We start from the raw sequence: 20265 nt of genomic DNA, 5'->3' as shown, positions 1-20265 counted from the left end.
ATTTATCAAGGCAATTGGCTATGGACAGCGATGCTTCAATTGGCTCAAATTTTCAGCAGCTTGGATAATGCGCAAAAGCTGCTATCATCGCTCCGGAGTGGAGGACGAGCTTTCGCCCGTCTCCCTCTCTCATTTTTTGAATTGAACCCGGAGAGTCAGTGTCCAACTGATCCGGGTTCTTTTCATAATGAGGGCAATGCTAAACGGCAAATACCGCATAGTTCACCTCCAGATTTGATGGCAGGGCTGTCGCCGCAGTCGGAGGAGCCTGTCTTCCCCGATACACCGCTGGCCCGGCGCGCGCTGCTTTAGCCATCAAACGGCAAGTGCCTGAACGTTTTGATTTATCTCGTGATTTTGCACACCTCGCAATAAACGCTAGGTTGAGCTAAGGAGTATGTAGCGTGACCCAGGTTTGCGTTCACCCGTTTGTTTGCCGGAAAAATGCAAATTGATTGATCACGGTCTGGTGTGGCCGCTTAAACCATCCTAAAGATATATCAGTTTACAATTCCGTACCGCCGCCAACCACTCTTTCTTCCAGGATATACAACCGTGTCCACTATTGTTCACCCGCGAGACGGTGAACCACTTGTCGCAGATCGTGTGCGCAGCACCAATGTCATGCTGGGAATTGGCCTCAAGGTCGCTTCAGTCTGCGTATTCGTCTGCATGTCGAGCCTGCTGAAAGCATCGGACGGTATTCCTGCAGGTCAGCTGGTGTTTTTCCGCTCCTTCTTCGCGATCTTTCCGGTCATTGCCTTCATTGCATGGCAAGGGCAGATGGCCGTGGCATTCAAGACGGGTGAACCCTTCAGCCATTTCTGGCGCGGCTTCGTCGGCGTGAGCGCCATGAGTCTGAGCTTCTACGGTCTGACCAAACTTCCTCTGCCAGAATCAATCGCCATCAGCTACGCGACGCCGCTGTTGACCGTCGTATGCAGCGCTATTTTCCTGCGCGAGACGGTGCGCCTGTATCGCTGGTCGGCAGTGTGCTTCGGTCTCGTCGGGGTGGTTATCATCCTCTGGCCACGCATGTCATTTTTTACTGGCGAAAGTGAGTTCGGGGCAGATCAGGCGGTTGGGGCTCTCGCCACCCTGGGCGGCGCCGGACTTGCCGCCATCGCCATGCTGTTGGTACGCAAGCTGGTGCAAACCGAGCGCACGCCGACCATCGTCGTCTATTTCTCCATAGCCTCCAGCCTCATTGCACTGGTCAGCCTTCCGTTTGGATGGGTCTGGCCGACTGGCCTGCAGGCGACCTATCTGATCCTGGCTGGAATAGCTGGCGGCGTTGCGCAGATTCTTCTGACCGAAAGCTACCGCCACGCCGACATGTCGGCGATTGCGCCATTCGAATACACATCCATGCTGCTGGGGCTCGCCCTCGGCTATCTCCTGTTCGGTGATATTCCGACAGCGGAGATGATCACTGGCGCAGCAATCGTCATCAGCGCTGGCATTTTCATCATATACCGTGAACATCGGCTTGGCCTCGCCCGGGCACGTGCCCGAAAGGTCTCGACGCCGCAGGGCTAGTCCTCCTGCGCCGCTTCACTCAGGGGATGCAGCTGGAAAGTCTCCGGCGTCTGCGGCCGGTCATGCGGGCGAATGGCGAAATCGGGACGCTCTGAAGGGGCTTGCGACGCACGGCGAAGGCTGCGCCAGAACGCATAGGAGCCGTAGGCCGCATAGCTGACTGCCATCGTGACAAAGAAACCCGAAGGGCCATTCAGATCCATCAGCCGCCCTGCGATCTGCGGGCCGACCATGCTGCCGATACCATAGACAATCAGCTGACCGCTGGAAATCTTGACGAATTCGCTGGGCTCGGCAAAGTCGTTGGCGTGCGCCACATTGAGCGAATAGATCGGAAACAGCACTGTTCCGAAGGCGAACATCAACGTGTAGATCACCCAGGGCGTGGTGGGTTGGACCATGATCATCGTCAGCGAGATTGCGACACCGCCAATCCCGGCAACCACCATCACATAGCGCCTGTCGACAAAGTCTGAGATGCGGCCGATCGGATACTGGAAGATTGCTCCGCCAATCATCGAACTCGCGATCATAGTCGCAATGCCGAAAGTCGACAGGCCGATCTCGCGACCATAGATCGCCGACAGGAAGTTCCACGCGCCGGCGATGATCCCCGCGAGGAGCGAGCCGATCAACGCAGCAGGCGATTTGCGGTAAAGCCCGGGAAGATCGAGCGACACCTGCGTCAGCGGGCGAGGCGATTGCGCATTTGAAAGACCTGTCGGCACCAGTGCTCCGGCATAGATCAACGCCCCGATCATGAACAAGGCCTGTGTCGCAGGATCGCCAAACGGCAGGATATACTGGCCGACAAGCAGCCCGAGCATGGAAACGATCATATAGATCGAAAACACCATGCCGCGCGTCGAATTGGTGACGCGCTCGTTCAGCCAGCTCTCGATCACCATGTAGCTGCCTGCCAATGAAAAACCGGCCAGAGCCCGGAAGAGGGTCCATGCCCAGGGATCGATGATCAGCCCATGCATCAGCATCGACATGCTGAGGAGCGTAAGGAGAACAGCGAAGACGCGCACATGCCCGACACGTCGCACGAGACGCGGAACGATAATGCAGCCGCCGGTGAATGCCAGCGCGTAACCGGTGCCGAGCCAGCCGACGGTCGTTGGCGACCAGCCTTCCATACCAGCGCGCAAGGGCAGCAGGATTCCCGCCAGGCCCCCTGCAGTCAGCATCAGAAACGTGCTGGTCAATAATGCCGCGATCGGCAAGAGCTGGCGAAACATATGTGTATCCTGCGTTTCAGTTTTCGAAACTACAGGTTCTAATGTTCGTACGAGCCAAAGATTACGACACGGGCATTCCAGTTTTGCGGCAGACCGAAAGCCCTTTCCAGCCATATTCGCCGGAACGAGCTCTAATCGGTCAGCGCACGCAACCGCATTTTGACGCTGACGAAATCGCGCCAGGCAAAGCGCTTTTGCGCCGGGTTGCGCAGGAGATAGGCGGGATGCAGTGTTGGCATGACAGGTATCTGGATTCCCGATGCGGTCATGTGGGTTTTCCAATTTCCGCGCAGGCGCAGAATACCTTCCGTCGCATTGGTCAACGCTTTGGCGGCCGGACCGCCGAGGGCAACCAGCAGCTTTGGATTCGCGAGTTCAATCTGACGCTCGAAGAATGGGCGGCAAATCTCGGTTTCAAGCGGCGTCGGCGTGCGGTTGCCGGGCGGACGCCATGGAATGGTATTGGCGATGTAGACACCGGTTCTGTCGAGGCCGATGGCGGCGAACATGCGATCGAGCAATTGTCCCGAACGGCCAATGAAGGGCACACCTTCGAGATCCTCCTCACGCCCTGGCGCCTCGCCAACAAACATGATCGAAGCGGTCGGATTTCCGTCAGCGAAAACCAGGTTCTTGGCGGTAAATTTCAGATTGCAGCCATCGAATGCTGCGAGCTGTTCGCGCAATTCCTCCAACGTGGCGGCACTTGAAGCCAGCTGCCGCGCCATCGCAACCTTTGCGTCGTCTGGAACAGAAGCCTTGCTGAGTATAGGTGGCGCCGGTTGGCTTGCCGCCGCTCTTTCAGGTCGCTGCTGCTGGGAAGGCCGCGATGCATGCGCGGCCGGAGCAACAACCCGCTTTGCCTCGATTTGCGAAAAGCGGTCGACCGGCGCATCCTCGAGCGGCGTATCGACGCCTGCCTCGTCATAGAAGTGCAACAGTTCGCGCAAATTGGTCAATGGACGATCCTTTTCCCCTCTGAAGTCGCAAATTGCGGGCGGTAATGCAAGCTCATCTCGCTCTACGACGAGGGAATGCGTGGCTCCTGCACCAGATAAAACACGCGTTTCGGTGTGAAGTCGGCGATCGGAAAATCAAAGCTTGCATTCCCACCGGGATCGATCTTGCCACCGCGGAAGACCATACGATCATATGGCTCGAAATCGTCGCTATAAGTGCCGTAACCGGTCGATTTGATCATGCCCCTCTTGTCACCGGGCTGGTAGAAGGAAAGACCATCGCCATAATCGCTCGGCACGTTCAGCTGTTCCTGCAGTTCGAACTCGAACTCCACCCAGGGATGACCGCTGCCATTGATCGCCTGTACCCGCAAATAGAACAGAATCCCGGCATCCTCGCTCGGGTTTAGCAGCGCAATTTTCTCCGTGCGAATGACAAGAGTTGTTGGCGTTGCAGAGGGAAATTCCTCCGTAAGGATGATTGGATCTTCAAATGTTCCCTTGCCGCTGATGGAGCGAATGATGAAACCGCCAAGCTCATCGGAAAAGGAATAAGAGCCGGCAGTCCAGAGCCGCGGATCTTCTTGTGCCGATGCGTTTGCAACATAACCGACGAAAAGCATGCAGGCGGCCATCGTGCCACTCAGCATCCAGTTCATACGGAATAGTTTCATCACGTCTCCCATCGGTTGGCATGCGAGACAATAGCCGGATTATGACTGAAACTACGCTTCGTGCAACCATCCCGTAAGAGTGTTGAATATTGACGTTTACGTTAAAGTAACTATAGATTTCGCTGACCGTCGTGAAATGAGGGCAATTGGCCGCATCTGGAATGCGTGACTGCCTATATCATACGGCTATTGTTGCGCTACAAATCGGGAAAATACTGCACGAAAAAGTGCTTATGGGAATGATCATCAGGAGGATTGCATGAGCGAGACAACCGAACTTCCAGAGCGGGAAAGCATGGAGTTTGATGTCGTGATTGTTGGTGGGGGTCCGGCAGGTCTGTCCGCAGCGATCAGGCTCAAGCAAATCAATCCGGAATTATCGGTTGTGGTCCTCGAAAAAGGTGGTGAAGTCGGCGCGCATATTCTGTCCGGCGCCGTGGTCGATCCCATCGGGGTCGACAAACTCCTGCCGGGCTGGCGTGACGAGGAGGGGCATCCCTTCAAGACGCCGGTGACGGCGGATCATTTTCTGGTTCTCGGGCCTTCCGGCTCTGTGCGCCTGCCAAATTTCGCCATGCCGCCCTTGATGAACAATCATGGCAATTTCATTGTCTCGCTCGGCAATGTCTGTCGCTGGCTCGGCACCAAGGCAGAAGAACTCGGTGTCGAAATTTATCCAGGCTTTGCCGGTTCGGAAGTGCTCTACGATGACAACGGCGCTGTCATCGGTGTCGCCACCGGCGATATGGGCATCGAGAAGGATGGCAGCCACGGTCCGGCCTATACGCGGGGCATGGCACTGCTCGGCAAGTACACGCTGATCGCAGAAGGCGCGAGCGGTTCACTCGCCAAGCAATTGATCAACAAATTCAAGCTCGATGAAGGCAAGGAACCGGCGAAATACGGTATCGGATTGAAGGAGCTGTGGCAGATCGATCCGGCCAAGCACAAGCTGGGCCTCGTGCAGCATTCGTTCGGCTGGCCGCTGGATATGAAGACGGGCGGTGGTTCCTTCCTCTACCACCTTGAGGACAATACGGTCGCCGTCGGCTTCGTCATGCACCTCAACTACAAGAACCCCTACCTTTCGCCGTTCGAAGAGTTCCAGCGCTTCAAGACCCATCCGGCCATTCGCGGCATCTTCGAAGGCGGCAAGCGTTTGGGTTATGGTGCGCGTGCGATCACTGAAGGCGGCTGGCAGTCGGTGCCGAAGCTGTCCTTCCCCGGCGGGGCGCTGCTCGGCTGCTCGGCCGGGTTCGTCAATGTGCCGCGCATCAAGGGTTCGCATAATGCCATGCTCTCCGGCATGCTCGCCGCCGAACATGTGGCCGAAGCGCTCGCTGCGGGCCGAGCCAATGACGAACTCATCGCCTACGAGAATGCCTGGCGCTCAAGTGAGATCGGCAAGGATTTGAAGCGTGTGCGTAACGTCAAGCCGATGTGGTCGAAACTCGGCACAATCGGCGGCGTGGTTCTCGGCGGCCTCGATATGTGGCTCAACACGATTTTCGGCGGCTGGTCGCCTTTCGGCACATGGAAGCACGGCAAGACCGATGCTGCCTCGCTCGAACCCGCCAGCAAGTACAGCCCGATCGCCTATCCGAAGCCCGACGGTGTCCTGACATTCGACCGCCTGTCCTCGGTGTTCCTGTCGAACACCAACCATGAGGAGAACGAGCCGGTACACCTGATCGTCAAGGATATGGGTCTGCAGACATCCTCAGAGCTTGAAATCTATGCTGGGCCTTCGACGCGCTATTGCCCGGCGGGCGTCTATGAATGGGTGGAAGAGGCAACAGGGCCGAAGTTCGTGATCAACGCGCAGAATTGCGTCCACTGCAAGACCTGCGATATCAAGGATCCCAACCAGAACATCAACTGGGTACCGCCACAGGGCGGCGAGGGACCGGTCTATCAGAATATGTGATTGAGCAGCCCGGCATATGCCGGGCTTTTTCGTCGATACCTTGGGAGGAGTTTTTATGATCACCTGCTATTTGAAATATGTCATTGACCCCTACAAGATCGCCGAATTCGAGGAATATGGCCGCCGCTGGATCGCTCTTGTCAATCGTTTGGGCGGTACTCATCACGGCTACCTGCTGCCGAGCGAGGGTGTAAGCAACGTCGCCTATGCCACGTTCAGTTTTCCGAGCTTTGCGGCCTACGAGGACTATCGTCAGCGCGCGGCGAAGGACCCGGAATGCCAACAGGTACTTGAGATCGAAAAGCGCAATCGCAGCATTGTGAGCTACGAGCGCAGTTTCCTGCGGCCGGTATTCGAATAGTAATCGGCGTTTTTCAGTTGGAAAGCATTACCGTCTGCTGATCTGGACCGCCATCGTCATCAACGCCGTTGATGGAAAAGCGCAGCAGCAGCGGCAAATGATCCGAGCCGACAGGCGGGAGCGTTTCGACTCGTGTTTGGATAATCCGGTCTGAAACGAGGATGTGATCGATCGGCAGGCCAATCCAGCGCGCCGCACGCGCCAATGCGCCGTTAACGAGCCAGCTCGGGCGCAACCCTTCGGCTGAAGATGTCTTGCTCGCTTCGGTGATGTTTTTGAGCGTCTGACTCCAGGGAGTCGCATTGAAATCGCCGGCAATAATCATTGGACCTTGCAGCCGCTCTAAATAGGGCTCGATCGTCGCAACGTTTTCGGCCTGGCCATATGGCCACGGCCAATCGAGGTGGATTGCGGTTATAATGGCGCTGCGCCCGCCGAAATCTATGCGTGCGAGGCCGATCAGGCTGTCGACACATTGTGGCGTAGTTCCAAGCGCGAATGGACGGCGGGAGAGAATCGCAACGCCGCCAATGTGGCTTTGGTTGGGGCAGTAGAGATTATAGGGATAACGCGCCTCGATCGCTTTGAGTTTTGGACGCCAGGCCGTGGAAACTTCCTGCAAGGTGATGACATCGGGCGCTTCTTGGGCAATCAAACGAAGGACATCAGCCTGGTGGCGATTGTCATAGCGCAGGTTCAACTGCATCAATTTGTATTCCGGTTGAGCCGTTTCAGCCTCGGCGGAAGGTGCCGGGGAGGGAACAAGCACTGTACCAAGCGCGGTCAGTGCCAACACTATCGCCATCAGACCTTCACGCCACAATCCAAGAATAAGGGCTGGAATGGCCGATACGGCCATCAGCACCGCAAGATGCATGCGGAAATGCGCAAAGGAATCGAACAGCGGATGGGCCGCGCCGAAAAATCCCAATACCAGCGGTACTGAAAACACTACCGGTATCAATACGGCGGCAAGTCTCATCCACGATAGCTTGTTCTCTGTCGTCATGCTCCGCATTAAACCGCCAATTGCGACGCAATCAAGATGAGAGTTTCTGTAGCGGTGAGGACAACCCGCAGCGCCGTTCGCCCACCCTTTATGCAACCCTGCATTCGTTGTGGTCTGCGACAATTCCAGCCATGTGTGGAGGAGTTTTGGAGGCACAAGCGGCACGTACCGAGTGACCGGTACATCGGGGAAGATAGGCTGCTCCGATTCCGGCAAAGCCTTGCCTTTAAAACTTGGAGGTGAACTATGCGGTTTTTACCGTTTAGCGTCACACTGACAATGAAAAGAACCCGGATAAGCTGGTTGCTCAGCATCCGGGTTCGATTCAGCTAGTCAGCAAAACGAGGGGCGGGTGAAAGTCCGCTCCTCACTCCAATTTAGAATATAGCAGCTTTCCAACCAATTCCAAGCAACCTTGATTTCGACTTTAGAAGCATAAGCCGAACTGAACTCACAAGAGCTTTTTCAAGCCTCTCAAAAGGCGATCATGCTCGCCATCTGTGAGCAGTTCTTCAAGTTTGCTATGGGAACTCTTCCATATCGGCACGACTTCCGAAAGCAGGTGCATACCATCCGGCGTCAGTGCCATGAGGCGGCTGCGTTTGTCGGCAGGATCGACCACGACCGTCACAAGGCCACGGCGTTCCAGTGGCTTGAGGGCAGCGGTGAGTGTGGTTCGATCCATCGCGAGCAAGGAGGCCACCGAGCTCAGATTTGGCGGTGCTGGCCGGTTCAGCGACATCAGCAGCGAAAACTGCCCGTTGGTGAGATCATATGGCCGCAACGCTTCATCAAAGCGCCGGGCGAGGGCACGCGCCGCCCGTTGTACAGCGAGGCACAGGCACGTATCGCGAACATGGATCGTTGTTTCGTAAGGAACCGAAATCGGCTTTGACATGGCCTATATATGTTGATATCAACGTAATTGTCAATATTCAATCACAAGCCATCTATATAGTCCGGTGCATCATGAGAAGGAGGAGCCATCATGTCCAATTCCGGTAACTTTGTTTGGTACGAGCTGATGACCAGCGACGCAAAAGCCGCGGAAGGCTTCTATAACAACGCAATTGGCTGGGGCGCCCAAGACGCCGGCAACCCGATGATGAAATACACCTTGCTGAAAGTCGGTGAAGCCCCTGTTGCTGGCATGATGACGACACCAGAGGGCTGCAACACTGGCGTCGAATCGATGTGGTCCGGCTATATCGCGGTCGATGATGTCGATCAGTTCGCATCGCGGGTAAAGAGTGGGGGAGGCAAGATAACGGTTGAGCCGCAGGATATCCCGGAAGTCGGGAGGTTTGCGGTCGCCGCCGACCCGCAAGGGGCGCCTTTCACCCTGTTCAAGCCGTCGATGCAAGAGCGCGGCGACTATCCCAAACCACCCACGCAAGGCACGGTTGGCTGGCACGAATTGCAATCGACCGACTGGGAAAAGGCCTTTACCTTCTATTCCGGCCTGTTCGGCTGGACCAAAGGTGAAGCGATGGATATGGGGCCGATGGGCACCTATCAGATTATAGAGCGCGACGGTCAAATGTTTGGCGCGATGATGAACAGGTCAGAACCGTCAGCGCCTGTAATGTGGCGCTATTACTTCTGCGTGGACGATATCACTGCAGCGGAAGGCCGCGTCAAGGACAAGGGTGGACAGGTGCTCTTTGGCCCGATGGAAGTTCCCGGTGGTCAGTGGATTTTACATGGTAACGATCCGCAAGGCGTATGGTTCGCGCTGTTGGGTCCCAAGGGCTGATCGTCTACTGAAATGCCATCTCGAAGAAACTGCGCAACTTTCTGGAGTGCAGTTTCTCCGGAGGCATTTCAGCCAGCTTCTCCAAGGCGCGGATACCAATCTGCAGGTGCTGGGCCACCTGGCGTTTGTAAAACTCCGTCGCCATGCCCGGCAGTTTCAATTCGCCGTGCAGCGGCTTGTCTGAAACGCAAAGCAGCGTTCCGTAAGGCACGCGAAAGCGAAAACCATTCGCCGCGATCGTCGCCGATTCCATGTCGAGCGCGATCGCGCGCGACTGCGACAGCCGTTTGACGGGGCCGCGCTGGTCGCGTAGCTCCCAATTACGGTTGTCGATCGTTGCCACGGTGCCCGTACGCATGATGCGCTTCAGATCATACCCTTCGAGCCCGGTGATTTCCGCAACTGCTTGTTCAAGTGCGACCTGCACTTCGGCAAGTGCCGGGATAGGCACCCAGACCGGCAGATCGTCATCCAGCACGTGATCTTCGCGCACATAGGCATGGGCAAGGACATAATCGCCGAGCGCCTGTGTGTTGCGCAGGCCAGCACAATGGCCGAGCATCAGCCATGCGTGCGGGCGTAGGACCGCGATATGATCGGTGATCGTCTTGGCGTTGGAAGGGCCGACGCCGATATTGACCATCGTGATTCCGGAACCATTGCTGCGTGCAAGGTGGTAGGCGGGCATTTGCGGCAACCGGCCCACGGGCACGCCGGATGTCGGTGCGTCATGGCCGGCTTCGGTGATAAGGTTGCCGGGCTCGATGAAACGCTCGTAGCTGCTACCGCCTTCTGCCATCAGTCCGCGTGCCAATGCGCAAAATTCGTCGATATAGAACTGGTAGTTGGTGAACAGCACATAGTTCTGGAAATGCATCGGCCGCGTCGCCGTATAATGCGACAGCCGGTGCAAGGAATAATCGACACGCTGCGCGGTAAAGGGCGACAGCGGCATGATGCTGTCGAGATCGTCGGTTTCGTATTCGCCGTTGACGATGCGGTCATCGGTGGCGGCGAGATCCGGCACATCGAACAGATCGCGTAAGGGACGGGTAAACGCGTCCGCCACCGAGGACTCGACATGGGTACCTTCGAGGAAGGCAAAGTGGATGGGGATGGGCGTTGTCGATTCCTGCACTGTAACAGGGCCGCCATGGTTGCGGATCAGCAACCTTATCTGTTCCTCGAGATAATTATCGAATAGATCCGGCCGTGTGATAGTCGCCGCATATTGACCGGGCGCTGACACGTGGCCGAAGGCCAAGCGTGAATCAATCTGCGCGTAGCTCGATGTCGAAAGACGCACTTCCGGATAAAATGCGCGGAAATGTATCGTATCCCTGGCTTCGCCCCTTGCGACTTTATCGAAGGCATCGCGCAAAAATTGCGTATTGCGCTCATAAAGCGCGCTCAACGCCTGAACGGCTGCCTTGGCATCTGTGAATTCTCGCGGGTCGACATGGCTGGGCATGCTGATGGCCGCGGGTTTCTTGGTTCCGATTCTTTTGTCCATACCCCAATATAGTAACATCGCATGACACTTGAAAAGCAGTGTCTCAAACTCTCTGCAGGCTGACGAGGAGAACAAGCCCTATACTGCCATTGGAAGGGTTCCGTCCCTCATAGCTTGCGGCAAAGGCCAACACAGGACCGACGAGAATAGCCGAGAAAATCAGCGCACGCAGAAAAAGCAGCGATAGATTTGCTGTTGATTGTATCATGATCTCATCACTCCTTGTCCCGATGCCGCTCTGCGTTGTTGATTTCGAGACAATGGCGTAACCGGGCTGAACGAAAGCTGATGCGTTCATTCATCGTCCGTTCAAACAGAAGGGTGATTTCTTGCATTGCACTTGTGATCGGCAATCAGAACCCTATGTTCTGCCACGACATTCCCCCGCTCTCCCGGAGACTGAGATGACGACACAGACCAAGCCGATCGAACTCTATTATTGGCCCACGCCCAATGGCTGGAAAATCTCCATCATGCTTGAGGAGCTGGGCGTTCCTTATGATTTGAAGCTGATCAATATCGGCAAGGGCGATCAATTCGAACCGTCGTTTCTGAATATCGCTCCCAACAACCGCATGCCTGCTATCGTCGATCCGGAGGGTCCGGACGGAAAGCTGATTTCCGTATTCGAATCCGGCGCGATCCTGCAATATCTCGGCCGCAAGTTCGGCAAGTTTTATCCGCAGGACGAGCGTACGCGCGTTCAAGTCGAGGAATGGCTGTTCTGGCAGGTCGGCGGCCTCGGACCGATGGCAGGTCAGGCCCACCACTTCCGTCAGTATGCGCCGGAAAAGATCGAATATGGCATCAACCGTTATACGAACGAGGTCAATCGTCTCTACGGCGTGATGAACCGCCGCCTCGAAGGCCGGGATTACCTGGCAGGAGACTATACGATCGCCGACATGGCTTCCTACGGCTGGACGATTTCCCATGCCAACCAGGGCCAGGATTTGAACGATTTTCCCAATCTGAAGCGCTGGTTTGAAGCAATTGGAGCCCGTCCGGCCGTGCAGCGCGGCGTAGAAGTGGGTAAGGCTGAACGCCGCAGTATTGCCGACGATGAAGAAGCAAAGAAAATTCTTTTCGGTCAAAAAGCGCGTTAGTCTGGACGGCGATAAGGGCAGAGAAATCCCCGACTTTAAAACCAAAAGGCAGCCATGGAGGGACTACCATGACTGCCTGTCTTTGCCCGTGACCAGCGAAGGATCTGTCCGGGCGCCTTGGTCCTGTATTGCTCAGCCCAAGTGGGGCAACGTATCAAGAACAAAAACAACACGAAGCTATTCTTATTCTTGGCCTCCCAGAATTTCATCCAGACTTTGTATGCAGGGAGGGATGCACACAAACGATGGGTTACCTCACTAGATCAACAACACAGGATAAAAAAGTTTCAATATTCGACATTTCGAAACAACTTCACGCTGAAAGCTGATAAATACGAGAAAGAGTGCATTCCCGCAATTATACCCTAGTCTAAATCGATTAAATCCATGAAAATTGAGGGCCTCGGAACAACCACTGGTATTATGCCAATTCTTCACAAATGGCGGACTTCAGCAGGTGCCTGTTCCCAAAGATCATGTTTTCCATCTTGATATTCAATCGGCGCGTTCACTAGCTCTTCGGGCATCAAATCGTCCAGGCAGGCAAGGTTTATCGCATAGAACGCACCCATATCCGCTGACGCACCGCGGCCGAAGGGTTTAACGCCGCATGTTCGGCAGAAGAAATGTACGATTGTCCGGCTTCCAAACTGGTATTCAGTCAAATAATCTTTGCCGGCGGTCAACCGAAGAGCATTTTCGCCAATAAACGCTTTCCAGAAGCGGGTTTTTGCGCACGACGAGCAGTTACATTTGCTTGTGCCCTGATCGAGATCGATATCCGCCTCGAAGCGGACAGCGCCGCAATGGCAGCTTCCGTGATATGTTTTTTTCATCTGGTCCTCCGATGTTGCGGCGGCATCATGTTGAGCAGAAGCCCTTTCAGAACCTCAAGTTCCCGACTTTGCCATCTGTTGAAGCGGCTCGACATAGGCCTCGAGACGTTCCAGGCACTCAGTCCAGCCACCGCGGTGTGAATCGCGCTCTCCGACAGAGTCGAACGGAGCCTGATGGAAAACGAGCCTTGTCTGGTCACCATAGGCAGTGAACGTAACCACGATCTGGGTTTCGATGCCCCGTTTGCCATCAGCGTCTTCCCAGGCAAAAATGAAGGCGATGCGCTCGGGCTCGATGATTTCCGTATAGTGACCGACCATCCATGCCGTTTCGCCATCAGGTGACCGTATGGCACCACGATAGGCTCCGCCGGGCCTGAAATCCATTTTGAAGCCCGGGCAGGTGAAGTCCTTGGGTCCCCACCAACGCATAATGAGTTCAGGCTTTGTCCAGGCTTTGAACACAAGCGCCTGTGGCGCATTCAAAAGCCGCGTAATGGTCAGTTCGTGGTCTGCATCCTGTTGTGTTCTTGCATTCACGGTTCGGTTCCTCCGGGCTTCTTGTATAACTTTTCAGTTAAATAACCTTTTGGTTTAATAAAGGTTGCGATCACAAACGTCAAGTTTGCTGGCAGCTCTTTTTTGGCCACAAATTTTCCTTGGAAATTGCCATATCGGACATCAGCTTGTGCCAAGCGAGAATCCTCGCTGTTTGATTTGTCGGAGATGGAGATGAGAAATGGGTGGTCGTATCACGCGCCGCGGGGCACTGATTGGTTCAATGCTGGCAATGCCGGCGCTGGCCTTGTCGCAGAGGTCAATACAGGCTGCACCAGCGAGCCGGGTGGACCTCGCCGGCGCGTTCAAGGCATTCGAGCAGGAAACAGGTGCACGCCTTGGAGTTTCGGCTCACGATACCGGCAGCGATAATCGCATCGAGTATCGCCAGCATGAGCGCTTTGCCATGTGCAGCACATTCAAGTTTCTTGCCGCCGCGGCCGTACTCGCGCGTGTTGATCGTAAGCAGGAGCAACTGGACCGGGTTGTCACCTACAAGAAGGACGATCTTGTTCCCAATTCACCGGTGACCGAAAAGCATGTCGGTAAGGGTATGTCCCTCGAAGCGATCTGTGAGGCCGCTATCACGATGAGCGATAACACGGCCGGCAATCTCATTCTCGACAGTCTTGGCGGACCCAGGGGACTGACGAAATATGCGCGCGGCCTTGGCGATGCGACGTTCCGGCTGGACAGGCGCGAAACTGAACTCAACGAGGCGAAGCCTGGCGATGACCGCGATACGATCACGCCGTCAGCTATCCTGAAGGATCTGCAGAAAACAGCCCTCGGCGACGCACTGTCCAAATCGTCACGCGACCAGCTGACGGAATGGTTGCTCGGCAACAAGACCGGAGACAAACGCTTGCGCGCGGGCCTGCCGAAGGACTGGAGCGTTGGTGACAAAACGGGAACCAGCGACAGCGGCATGGCTAACGACATTGCCGTCATCTGGCCACCAAACCGCAAGCCCATCCTGCTCGCCGTCTATCTATATGACCCGAAGGGCACGCCCGACAGCCGCAATGACATTCACAAGAAGGTCGCGAGCCTGGTCGCCGAGAATATCTGAAGGCAAGGATTCAAGAGGACAACCCACCAAGGATCGCGGGGCATTTAATTCAACCCTGCGTTTGTTGCTGACGAAGGCAAAGAACGTCATTCGTTGATTGTCTTGTGGGTGAAGCAGAAAGCACCGAGCCAGCCGGTGCATTGAGGAGGATAGGCCACCTCAACCATTGGCAAAGGCCTTGCCTATGAGATTTGGAGGTGCGCTATGCGGTATATACCGTTTAGGGTCACCCTAGAACTGAAAAGAACCCGGACCGGCTGGACAATGTCTGTCCGGGTTCACTTTTCAGTAACCTAGGAAAAGGGAGGCGGGTGAGAACCTGCCTCCTGCTCCAGGGACAAGATAGCATTTTTCGTCACATTGCCAAGGATCATTTCCCGTAATCGTGATTGCAACGACTAGTTACTGCCGGGTCAGGCTTTCGCTCTTGCAGATCAGACCGCCCATCACGCATCCGGAGAGCGACAGCTTATTTCCGCTGGCAGTCGCTTTGCCATTGTAGGTCTTGCCCTCATCGAGCACGTTGACCGTGCCCTTATAGGACCCATCCTTGCCGGACATCGAACCAATCGATTTGCCTTTGTACTCTCCAGTCAACACAGTGCCGCAATAGGAATCGTCGCCGCACGAAGAAAATTGAATGATCGTTCCGCTCGGCCGCTTCCAGGAGCCGACAATAGGCTCCTCCGCGAGGGCAGGGCCCGCTATGAGGACAAAACCAGTGCAGGCCAACAGTAATTTGCGTTTCATACTTTCCTCCCGAATGTATCGAATGAACATCGCCTCATTTCTCATAATCTTACGCAAACGTAAACGTAATTCAAGCGATCGATGAAGAAAGATGTGTCGCTGGCAATGGCGCGGAATCCTGGCCTTCGCGGCCCTGCTGTGGCAGAGAGCTAGAGCAAGTTTTGTCCACACGGAGTCGTTCTGCCGGAGGGAATTCTGGGACAAGGTCGAGGGGTTTGGCAAGGCCGATGTGGTTCATCGGTCGTAGTCGAAGCCCGAAGGATTTGGCCCGAATTCACCTGGCCCACTGGTCGAACCGCATTTCTCTCGAAATGCGGATAATTCGACCAGCGGGTTTAACAGCTTGTTGGTTTGCCAAAGCAAACCAACGGCTGGGTTTCCGGCTGGCGGCCACCCACTTTGTCAGGCGGCTTCGTCCGATGGATAAACATCGGCCTCGCCACCCTCCTGGTGGATTGTCTCGCCATCCGAGAAACAGAACTGGCTTCGTGTAGACAAAACTTGCTCTAGACAAGTCGCCGCCCGATAAACCAGTTCTTTGGTTAGCAAAGACTTGAAATGTCTGCCCAGCATTTTAGGCGAATTTTTGACAAATGCCCGCAATTGCTGGGGCGTTATATTTAATGAATTCCGAAATTTACGAGTTGTTTTTGTTTTGTTTGGGCTCGGTTAATCATGCCCTTTAACAGCAATTTCAAGCCTATGCTGCATTCTCGAAAGCATCGAAAGAGCACGCCAAACAACAAAACAGGCGGTTCTCAGAAGTCTAACAGGGCTTTCGTCAAGTAACGGTTTGGGTTCAACAAGGGATTTGGTAAAATGGCACGCTTTGATCTTCAGCATATCGATAGTGGACATGCCGGTGGCTCGGCGCATACAGATATTCTCTTCGAAATGGGCATCATGTACGCAACCGGCCGCGACTGCGCCGTCGACCTTGTGGCAGCCCATAAGTGGTTCAACATCGCCGCCATCAAGGGGTGCGATCGGGCAGCCGAACTGCGGGCAGAACTCGCTCAGTCAATGTCGAAGCCCGATATCGCTGCGGCTCTGCGTGCTGCGCGCGAATGGATGACGTCTCACTAGATATCACTTGGCGACAGCGGCGTTCAGTCGCTCGCTGCATTCAAATTCCATATTGTGAATGCAATCACAACGGGATATCCTGCTTAACTACAACCAAGAGTATGGAACCTTTCAGCCCTGGTTGCAGGGCATGAATAGGGTGCTGCTGTAAGAAAGGATAGCTTACGAGCATGGCAGATGATCTTCCAAGTCGAATTTTGATGTCATGAAGGCAATGGACGGCATCGATCGGCACCAGGAAGAAATTAGTTAAACTGTTGTATAATTTGACGGTGGTAAGCTTGGCCTACCGCCGCGATATGAATTTCCTTGATGGAATTTCGATAAATTTATTCTTCAAAAGAGAAAGAAATTTATAGTCAGGATAATATTCTACTTGGGTAAATTTAAGGGTTTGCGAACAGAAAGATATCCGTTAAGTAAACGATCAGTGAGTGCGTGTGATTCTTGATGAAGACGGGAAAACGATGCTGGACGATCTTGAAGGATTGTTATCCAGATTAACGGATGCTCAAAAACAGCTGATATTATTGTCTGCCAAGTCAAAAGCATTCCCGGATAACAATACGTTGAACAAAGTTGCCACTTTAGCTCTCAACATTTCTGCGGTGGAAGCGCTTATCGCCGATGAACAAAGCCGGAAATCAAGACCGGCGAATGCGAACGACTGAGAGCTGAACTCCAGCCGCGGTTCAGCTGGAGCCCATTGCGTGGGTTGGTCAGACGCTTGCCGGTCCGACGCGTGTCGCTTCGAACAGGAACCAGTGCCTGCGTTCCGACTCATCTATGAAGTTCTCGATGATACCTGTCGTGGCGCTGTCACGATGCTCGCTGCATAGCTCGTGAACCTGTCGCAGATAGCCGATATAGCTCTTGGTATCGTCACGAAGCTCGGCCAGCATATCCTGCGGCGTAACGAAGTTTGCATCATTATCGGGGATACGCTGCTGCGCGGAAATCTGCCCGATCGACTTCAGTGTCATACCGCCGATCTTGCGCACTCGCTCTGCCAGAACATCGGTCATCGCAAAAATTTGCTCCGCCTGCTCGTCCAGCAGCAGATGGAAGTCGCGAAAGTGCGGGCCGCTCATATGCCAATGAAAATTTTTGGTCTTCATGTAGAGCGCGAATGTATCGGCGAGAAGAGCATTCACTGCTCCAGCAATATCGCGCACTGCGTTGCCGCCTAGGTCGCTAGGTGTGGCGGTTGGTGCACGCTTGATTGTCTTCAGGGATTTTGTGGCCATGGATCGATCTCCTCGAAAGTGACGGGAACTCGTGGATTGGGCGCCCGGCGTGGACGCAGACTAGTTTCTACCACGTGTCATCCGGCATTTCTGCCTCAATTCTTGGTTGTATCGGCAGGTGCTTCCTCAAACCGCACCAGTGGTGAATTTTCCTTCACCTGCGAACTCTCGGATACGATCTCGGCAACCTTGCCATCGTGCGGCGCGGTGATCGAGTGCTCCATTTTCATCGCCTCGAGCACCAGCAATATCTGGCCCTTTTTAACCAGATCACCGACGGCTACCCGTACGGATTTCACCACGCCCGGCATCGGAGCGGTGAGCCGGTCACCCGCGCTGCCTGCCTGTTCAGCGAGCAAAAAGGGATCGGCCATGCTGAACGTCGTTGCTGTTCCGCTGGCGAGGACGGCTACGCCATGCGGTATAGCCACGGTTTTCGCCAGCAAATTGATGCCCTTACCGGTGATGTGCCAGCTTGGCGGTTCATGCCGCACGCGCAGTTCGACCGTGGTGCCTAGTCCGGAAATCGCATAGCGCTCGTCTCCAAGCACGGAGACACCAAACCGGGCGATTTGTCCGGCCTCCTCAAGCATGACAGGATAAGCCAGCCTGTTATGATGACTGTAGCCGCGCAACGCAGTCCACGGATCGCCGAGGACGGGCCGTTTAAGAAGGCCGCTGGCAGAGAGGATAGCCAGCTCCTTCGCACCTGCTGGCGTCGCGACGGGAACGATCAATCCTGCAAGATCGCGGTCGATCAATCCTGTATCGACGTCACCGGCAGAAAAACCCCGATGACGGATCAACGCTGCCAGAAAAGGTGTGTTGGTGGTTGTTCCGGCAATCTCTGTCTGGTTCAGGGCGCTTTCCATTGCGGCAAGCGCGGACGAGCGGTCAGTGCCATGCACCACAAGCTTGGCGATCATCGGATCGTAGTAGGGCGAAATCGTATCACCGGCCCGAACGCCGGTTTCGACGCGAACCTCGCCGTCCTTCACCACGCTGGGAAACGCCAGATGGTGCAACGTACCGATGGCTGGCAGGAAACTTTTTGCCGGGTCTTCCGCATAGAGCCGTGCCTCGATGGCATGGCCGTTCAGCGGGATTTGCTTTTGGGCGAGTGGCAGCTTTTCGCCAGCAGCCACTCGCAATTGCCATTCCACCAGATCGAGCCCGGTGATCATCTCCGTCACCGGATGCTCCACCTGCAGCCGCGTGTTCATTTCCATGAACCAGAACCGGTCGGGCTTCAGCCCTTCCGTGGCATCGACGATAAATTCGATCGTGCCCGCGCCGGAATAGTTGATCGCCTGCGCCGCCTTGACGGCCGCACTAGTCATCGCGGCGCGCACCTCTGCTGTGATACCAGGGGCAGGGGCTTCCTCGATGACCTTCTGGTGGCGGCGCTGCAGCGAACAATCGCGCTCGTAGAGGTGCACCACATTGCCGTGATTGTCGCCAAACACCTGCACTTCGATGTGGCGCGGCTTGGCGATGTATTTTTCTACGAGCACCCGGTCGTCACCAAAAGCGCTCTTGGCCTCACGTCGTGCACTGCCCAGCGCCTCGGCGAAATCGTTGGGGTCGTCGACTTTGCGCATGCCTTTGCCACCGCCTCCGGCGCGCGCCTTGATCAGCACGGGATAGCCGATCTCGCGCGCCTTCCCGGCAAGCACCACCAGTTCCTGCGCCTCGCCGTGATAGCCGGGGACGACAGGAACGCCGGCCTTCTCCATCAAACGCTTTGCCGCGTCCTTCAGGCCCATCGCGCGGATCGAATCCGCCGAGGGTCCGATGAACACAAGCCCGGCCTTGACCACCGCATCGACAAAACCCGGATTCTCGGAGAGGAACCCATAGCCGGGATGAATGGCCTCGGACCCGCTCTTCAGAGCAGCGTTGATGATATGGTCCGCACGCAGATAGCTGTCGGTGACTGGCGAGGGGCCGATATAGACGGCCTCGTCAGCCATCGCCACGTGAAGCGAATGCGCATCCGCGTCTGAATAGACCGCGACAGTGCCGATACCCATTCTCTGCGCCGTACGTATGACGCGGCAGGCGATTTCACCGCGGTTGGCAATGAGGATTCTGGAGAATGTCATGAAAGCTGTTCCTTCGCCTCTATATGCCACCTGGCGCTCTCATCCGAGAAACAACAGAAAATAACCTGCTTTGGCACTGATGATTGAGCAAGAATGTCTGCAACGCTTTTGACAGCAATTTTTGCAGCGTCGTCTGCCGGAAAACGATAAACGCCGGTTGAAATGGCGGGGAAGGCGATCGTCTCCAATCCATATTCATTGGCGAGCGCGAGAGAGTTGGCATAACAGGATGCCAGGAGCTCCCGTTCATTATTGCCGCCGCCATTCCAGACCGGTCCCACCGTGTGAATGATGTATTTTGCCGGCAGCCGATAACCTTTGGTGATCTTGGCCTCGCCCACCCTGCAGCCATTCAGCATGCGGCATTCGACATCCAGTTCTGGCCCGGCAGCGCGATGAATCGCGCCATCCACTCCTCCACCACCGAGCAGTGACGAATTCGCAGCGTTGACGATGGCATCGACGGTCAATTTCGTGATGTCACCGGTATGGATACGCATTCGTTCACTGACGTTGTTCATCC

General features: G+C 55.4%; 22 protein-coding genes. 8 read left to right on the top strand and 14 right to left on the bottom strand.

From position 1 onward, the window contains the following. The first annotated feature begins 624 nt into the window (after positions 1-624). Positions 625-1539, top strand: a complete 915-nt coding sequence (locus ACSQ3H_RS19610) for a DMT family transporter (RefSeq protein ID WP_436119500.1) — start codon at positions 625-627, stop codon at positions 1537-1539. Here ACSQ3H_RS19610 and ACSQ3H_RS19605 read toward each other — a convergent pair. The 3 genes from ACSQ3H_RS19605 to ACSQ3H_RS19595 form a co-directional block, all read right to left on the bottom strand. Then, positions 1536-2783 (bottom strand): MFS transporter, encoded by a 1248-nt coding sequence (locus tag ACSQ3H_RS19605; RefSeq protein WP_436118586.1) that lies wholly within the window; start codon positions 2781-2783, stop codon positions 1536-1538. The genes ACSQ3H_RS19610 and ACSQ3H_RS19605 overlap by 4 nt on opposite strands. Before the next feature lie 131 nt (positions 2784-2914). Next, complete coding sequence (locus tag ACSQ3H_RS19600; protein ID WP_436118585.1) at positions 2915-3742, bottom strand: uracil-DNA glycosylase; 828 nt, start codon at positions 3740-3742, stop codon at positions 2915-2917. A 62-nt stretch (positions 3743-3804) separates the two neighbouring features. Continuing rightward, entirely contained in the window at positions 3805-4416 is a 612-nt protein-coding gene (locus ACSQ3H_RS19595) for a hypothetical protein (RefSeq protein ID WP_436118584.1), read from the bottom strand. 259 nt (positions 4417-4675) lie between these two features. On the opposite strand from ACSQ3H_RS19595, the gene ACSQ3H_RS19590 reads away from it, so the two are divergent. Further along, positions 4676-6343, top strand: a complete 1668-nt coding sequence (locus tag ACSQ3H_RS19590) for an electron transfer flavoprotein-ubiquinone oxidoreductase (protein ID WP_436118583.1) — start codon at positions 4676-4678, stop codon at positions 6341-6343. Between the two features lie 55 nt (positions 6344-6398). Then, positions 6399-6704: an NIPSNAP family protein gene (locus ACSQ3H_RS19585; protein WP_436118582.1), complete on the top strand. Its 306-nt coding sequence runs from the start codon at positions 6399-6401 to the stop codon at positions 6702-6704. A gap of 13 nt (positions 6705-6717) precedes the next feature. Here ACSQ3H_RS19585 and ACSQ3H_RS19580 read toward each other — a convergent pair whose 3' ends face one another. Both ACSQ3H_RS19580 and ACSQ3H_RS19575 read right to left on the bottom strand, forming a co-directional pair. Further along, positions 6718-7713 (bottom strand): endonuclease/exonuclease/phosphatase family protein, encoded by a 996-nt coding sequence (locus ACSQ3H_RS19580; RefSeq protein WP_436118581.1) that lies wholly within the window; start codon positions 7711-7713, stop codon positions 6718-6720. Positions 7714-8164: 451 nt separating this feature from the next. Continuing rightward, on the bottom strand, positions 8165-8611 hold the full coding sequence (locus tag ACSQ3H_RS19575) for a MarR family winged helix-turn-helix transcriptional regulator (RefSeq protein ID WP_436118580.1): 447 nt from the start codon (positions 8609-8611) through the stop codon (positions 8165-8167). Positions 8612-8701: 90 nt separating this feature from the next. Here ACSQ3H_RS19575 and ACSQ3H_RS19570 point away from each other — a divergent pair, with 90 nt between their 5' ends. Further along, the gene (locus ACSQ3H_RS19570; protein WP_436118579.1) at positions 8702-9469 is read left to right on the top strand and encodes a VOC family protein; all 768 of its coding nucleotides are present in this window, start codon (positions 8702-8704) and stop codon (positions 9467-9469) included. A gap of 4 nt (positions 9470-9473) precedes the next feature. Here ACSQ3H_RS19570 and ACSQ3H_RS19565 read toward each other — a convergent pair whose 3' ends face one another. Next, complete coding sequence (locus ACSQ3H_RS19565) at positions 9474-10940, bottom strand: AMP nucleosidase (protein ID WP_436118578.1); 1467 nt, start codon at positions 10938-10940, stop codon at positions 9474-9476. A gap of 85 nt (positions 10941-11025) precedes the next feature. Continuing rightward, positions 11026-11280 carry a hypothetical protein gene (locus ACSQ3H_RS19560; protein ID WP_436118577.1) on the bottom strand — a complete coding sequence of 85 codons (255 nt, stop codon included), beginning with the start codon at positions 11278-11280 and terminating at the stop codon, positions 11026-11028. A gap of 106 nt (positions 11281-11386) precedes the next feature. Between ACSQ3H_RS19560 and ACSQ3H_RS19555 the strand changes: the two genes are divergently transcribed. Next, positions 11387-12088, top strand: coding sequence for a glutathione S-transferase N-terminal domain-containing protein (locus ACSQ3H_RS19555; RefSeq protein WP_436118576.1), 702 nt, complete (start codon positions 11387-11389; stop codon positions 12086-12088). 434 nt (positions 12089-12522) lie between these two features. Here ACSQ3H_RS19555 and ACSQ3H_RS19550 read toward each other — a convergent pair whose 3' ends face one another. Genes ACSQ3H_RS19550 through ACSQ3H_RS19540 form a run of 3 tightly spaced genes read right to left on the bottom strand, consistent with a single transcriptional unit; the run spans position 12523 to position 13619 of the window. Next, positions 12523-12924, bottom strand: coding sequence for a GFA family protein (locus tag ACSQ3H_RS19550; protein WP_436118575.1), 402 nt, complete (start codon positions 12922-12924; stop codon positions 12523-12525). A gap of 54 nt (positions 12925-12978) precedes the next feature. Beyond that, positions 12979-13464, bottom strand: a complete 486-nt coding sequence (locus ACSQ3H_RS19545; protein ID WP_436118574.1) for an SRPBCC family protein — start codon at positions 13462-13464, stop codon at positions 12979-12981. After that, entirely contained in the window at positions 13461-13619 is a 159-nt protein-coding gene (locus ACSQ3H_RS19540; RefSeq protein WP_436118573.1) for a hypothetical protein, read from the bottom strand. The genes ACSQ3H_RS19545 and ACSQ3H_RS19540 overlap by 4 nt, the downstream gene beginning before the upstream one ends. A 44-nt stretch (positions 13620-13663) precedes the next feature. Here ACSQ3H_RS19540 and bla point away from each other — a divergent pair, with 44 nt between their 5' ends. Next, entirely contained in the window at positions 13664-14554 is an 891-nt protein-coding gene (gene bla, locus ACSQ3H_RS19535; protein WP_436118572.1) for a class A beta-lactamase, read from the top strand. A 402-nt stretch (positions 14555-14956) separates the two neighbouring features. Here bla and ACSQ3H_RS19530 read toward each other — a convergent pair whose 3' ends face one another. Beyond that, the gene (locus ACSQ3H_RS19530) at positions 14957-15304 is read right to left on the bottom strand and encodes a DUF2147 domain-containing protein (RefSeq protein ID WP_436118571.1); all 348 of its coding nucleotides are present in this window, start codon (positions 15302-15304) and stop codon (positions 14957-14959) included. A gap of 819 nt (positions 15305-16123) precedes the next feature. On the opposite strand from ACSQ3H_RS19530, the gene ACSQ3H_RS19525 reads away from it, so the two are divergent. Together ACSQ3H_RS19525 and ACSQ3H_RS19520 are read left to right on the top strand one after the other, a co-directional pair. Continuing rightward, a complete protein-coding gene (locus ACSQ3H_RS19525; RefSeq protein WP_436118570.1) occupies positions 16124-16390 on the top strand; it encodes a sel1 repeat family protein in 267 nt (88 codons plus the stop codon). Positions 16391-16824: 434 nt separating this feature from the next. Next, positions 16825-17061: a hypothetical protein gene (locus ACSQ3H_RS19520; protein WP_436118569.1), complete on the top strand. Its 237-nt coding sequence runs from the start codon at positions 16825-16827 to the stop codon at positions 17059-17061. A gap of 48 nt (positions 17062-17109) precedes the next feature. Here the strand turns inward: ACSQ3H_RS19520 and ACSQ3H_RS19515 are convergent, their stop codons facing one another. From ACSQ3H_RS19515 to ACSQ3H_RS19505, 3 genes are all read right to left on the bottom strand, one after another. Then, complete coding sequence (locus ACSQ3H_RS19515) at positions 17110-17637, bottom strand: Dps family protein (RefSeq protein ID WP_436118568.1); 528 nt, start codon at positions 17635-17637, stop codon at positions 17110-17112. A gap of 95 nt (positions 17638-17732) precedes the next feature. After that, entirely contained in the window at positions 17733-19742 is a 2010-nt protein-coding gene (locus ACSQ3H_RS19510) for an acetyl-CoA carboxylase biotin carboxylase subunit (protein ID WP_436118567.1), read from the bottom strand. Further along, positions 19739-20263: an O-acetyl-ADP-ribose deacetylase gene (locus ACSQ3H_RS19505; RefSeq protein ID WP_436118566.1), complete on the bottom strand. Its 525-nt coding sequence runs from the start codon at positions 20261-20263 to the stop codon at positions 19739-19741. Before ACSQ3H_RS19505 ends, ACSQ3H_RS19510 begins: the two co-directional genes overlap by 4 nt. Between the last annotated feature and the right edge of the window lie 2 nt (positions 20264-20265).

Source organism: Phyllobacterium sp. LjRoot231, from assembly GCF_964253365.1.
In the GTDB taxonomy this organism is placed as follows: Bacteria; Pseudomonadota; Alphaproteobacteria; order Rhizobiales; family Rhizobiaceae; genus Phyllobacterium.
The sequence above is the reverse complement of the archived record's forward strand: the minus strand, read 5'-3'. Positions and strand labels throughout refer to the sequence as shown.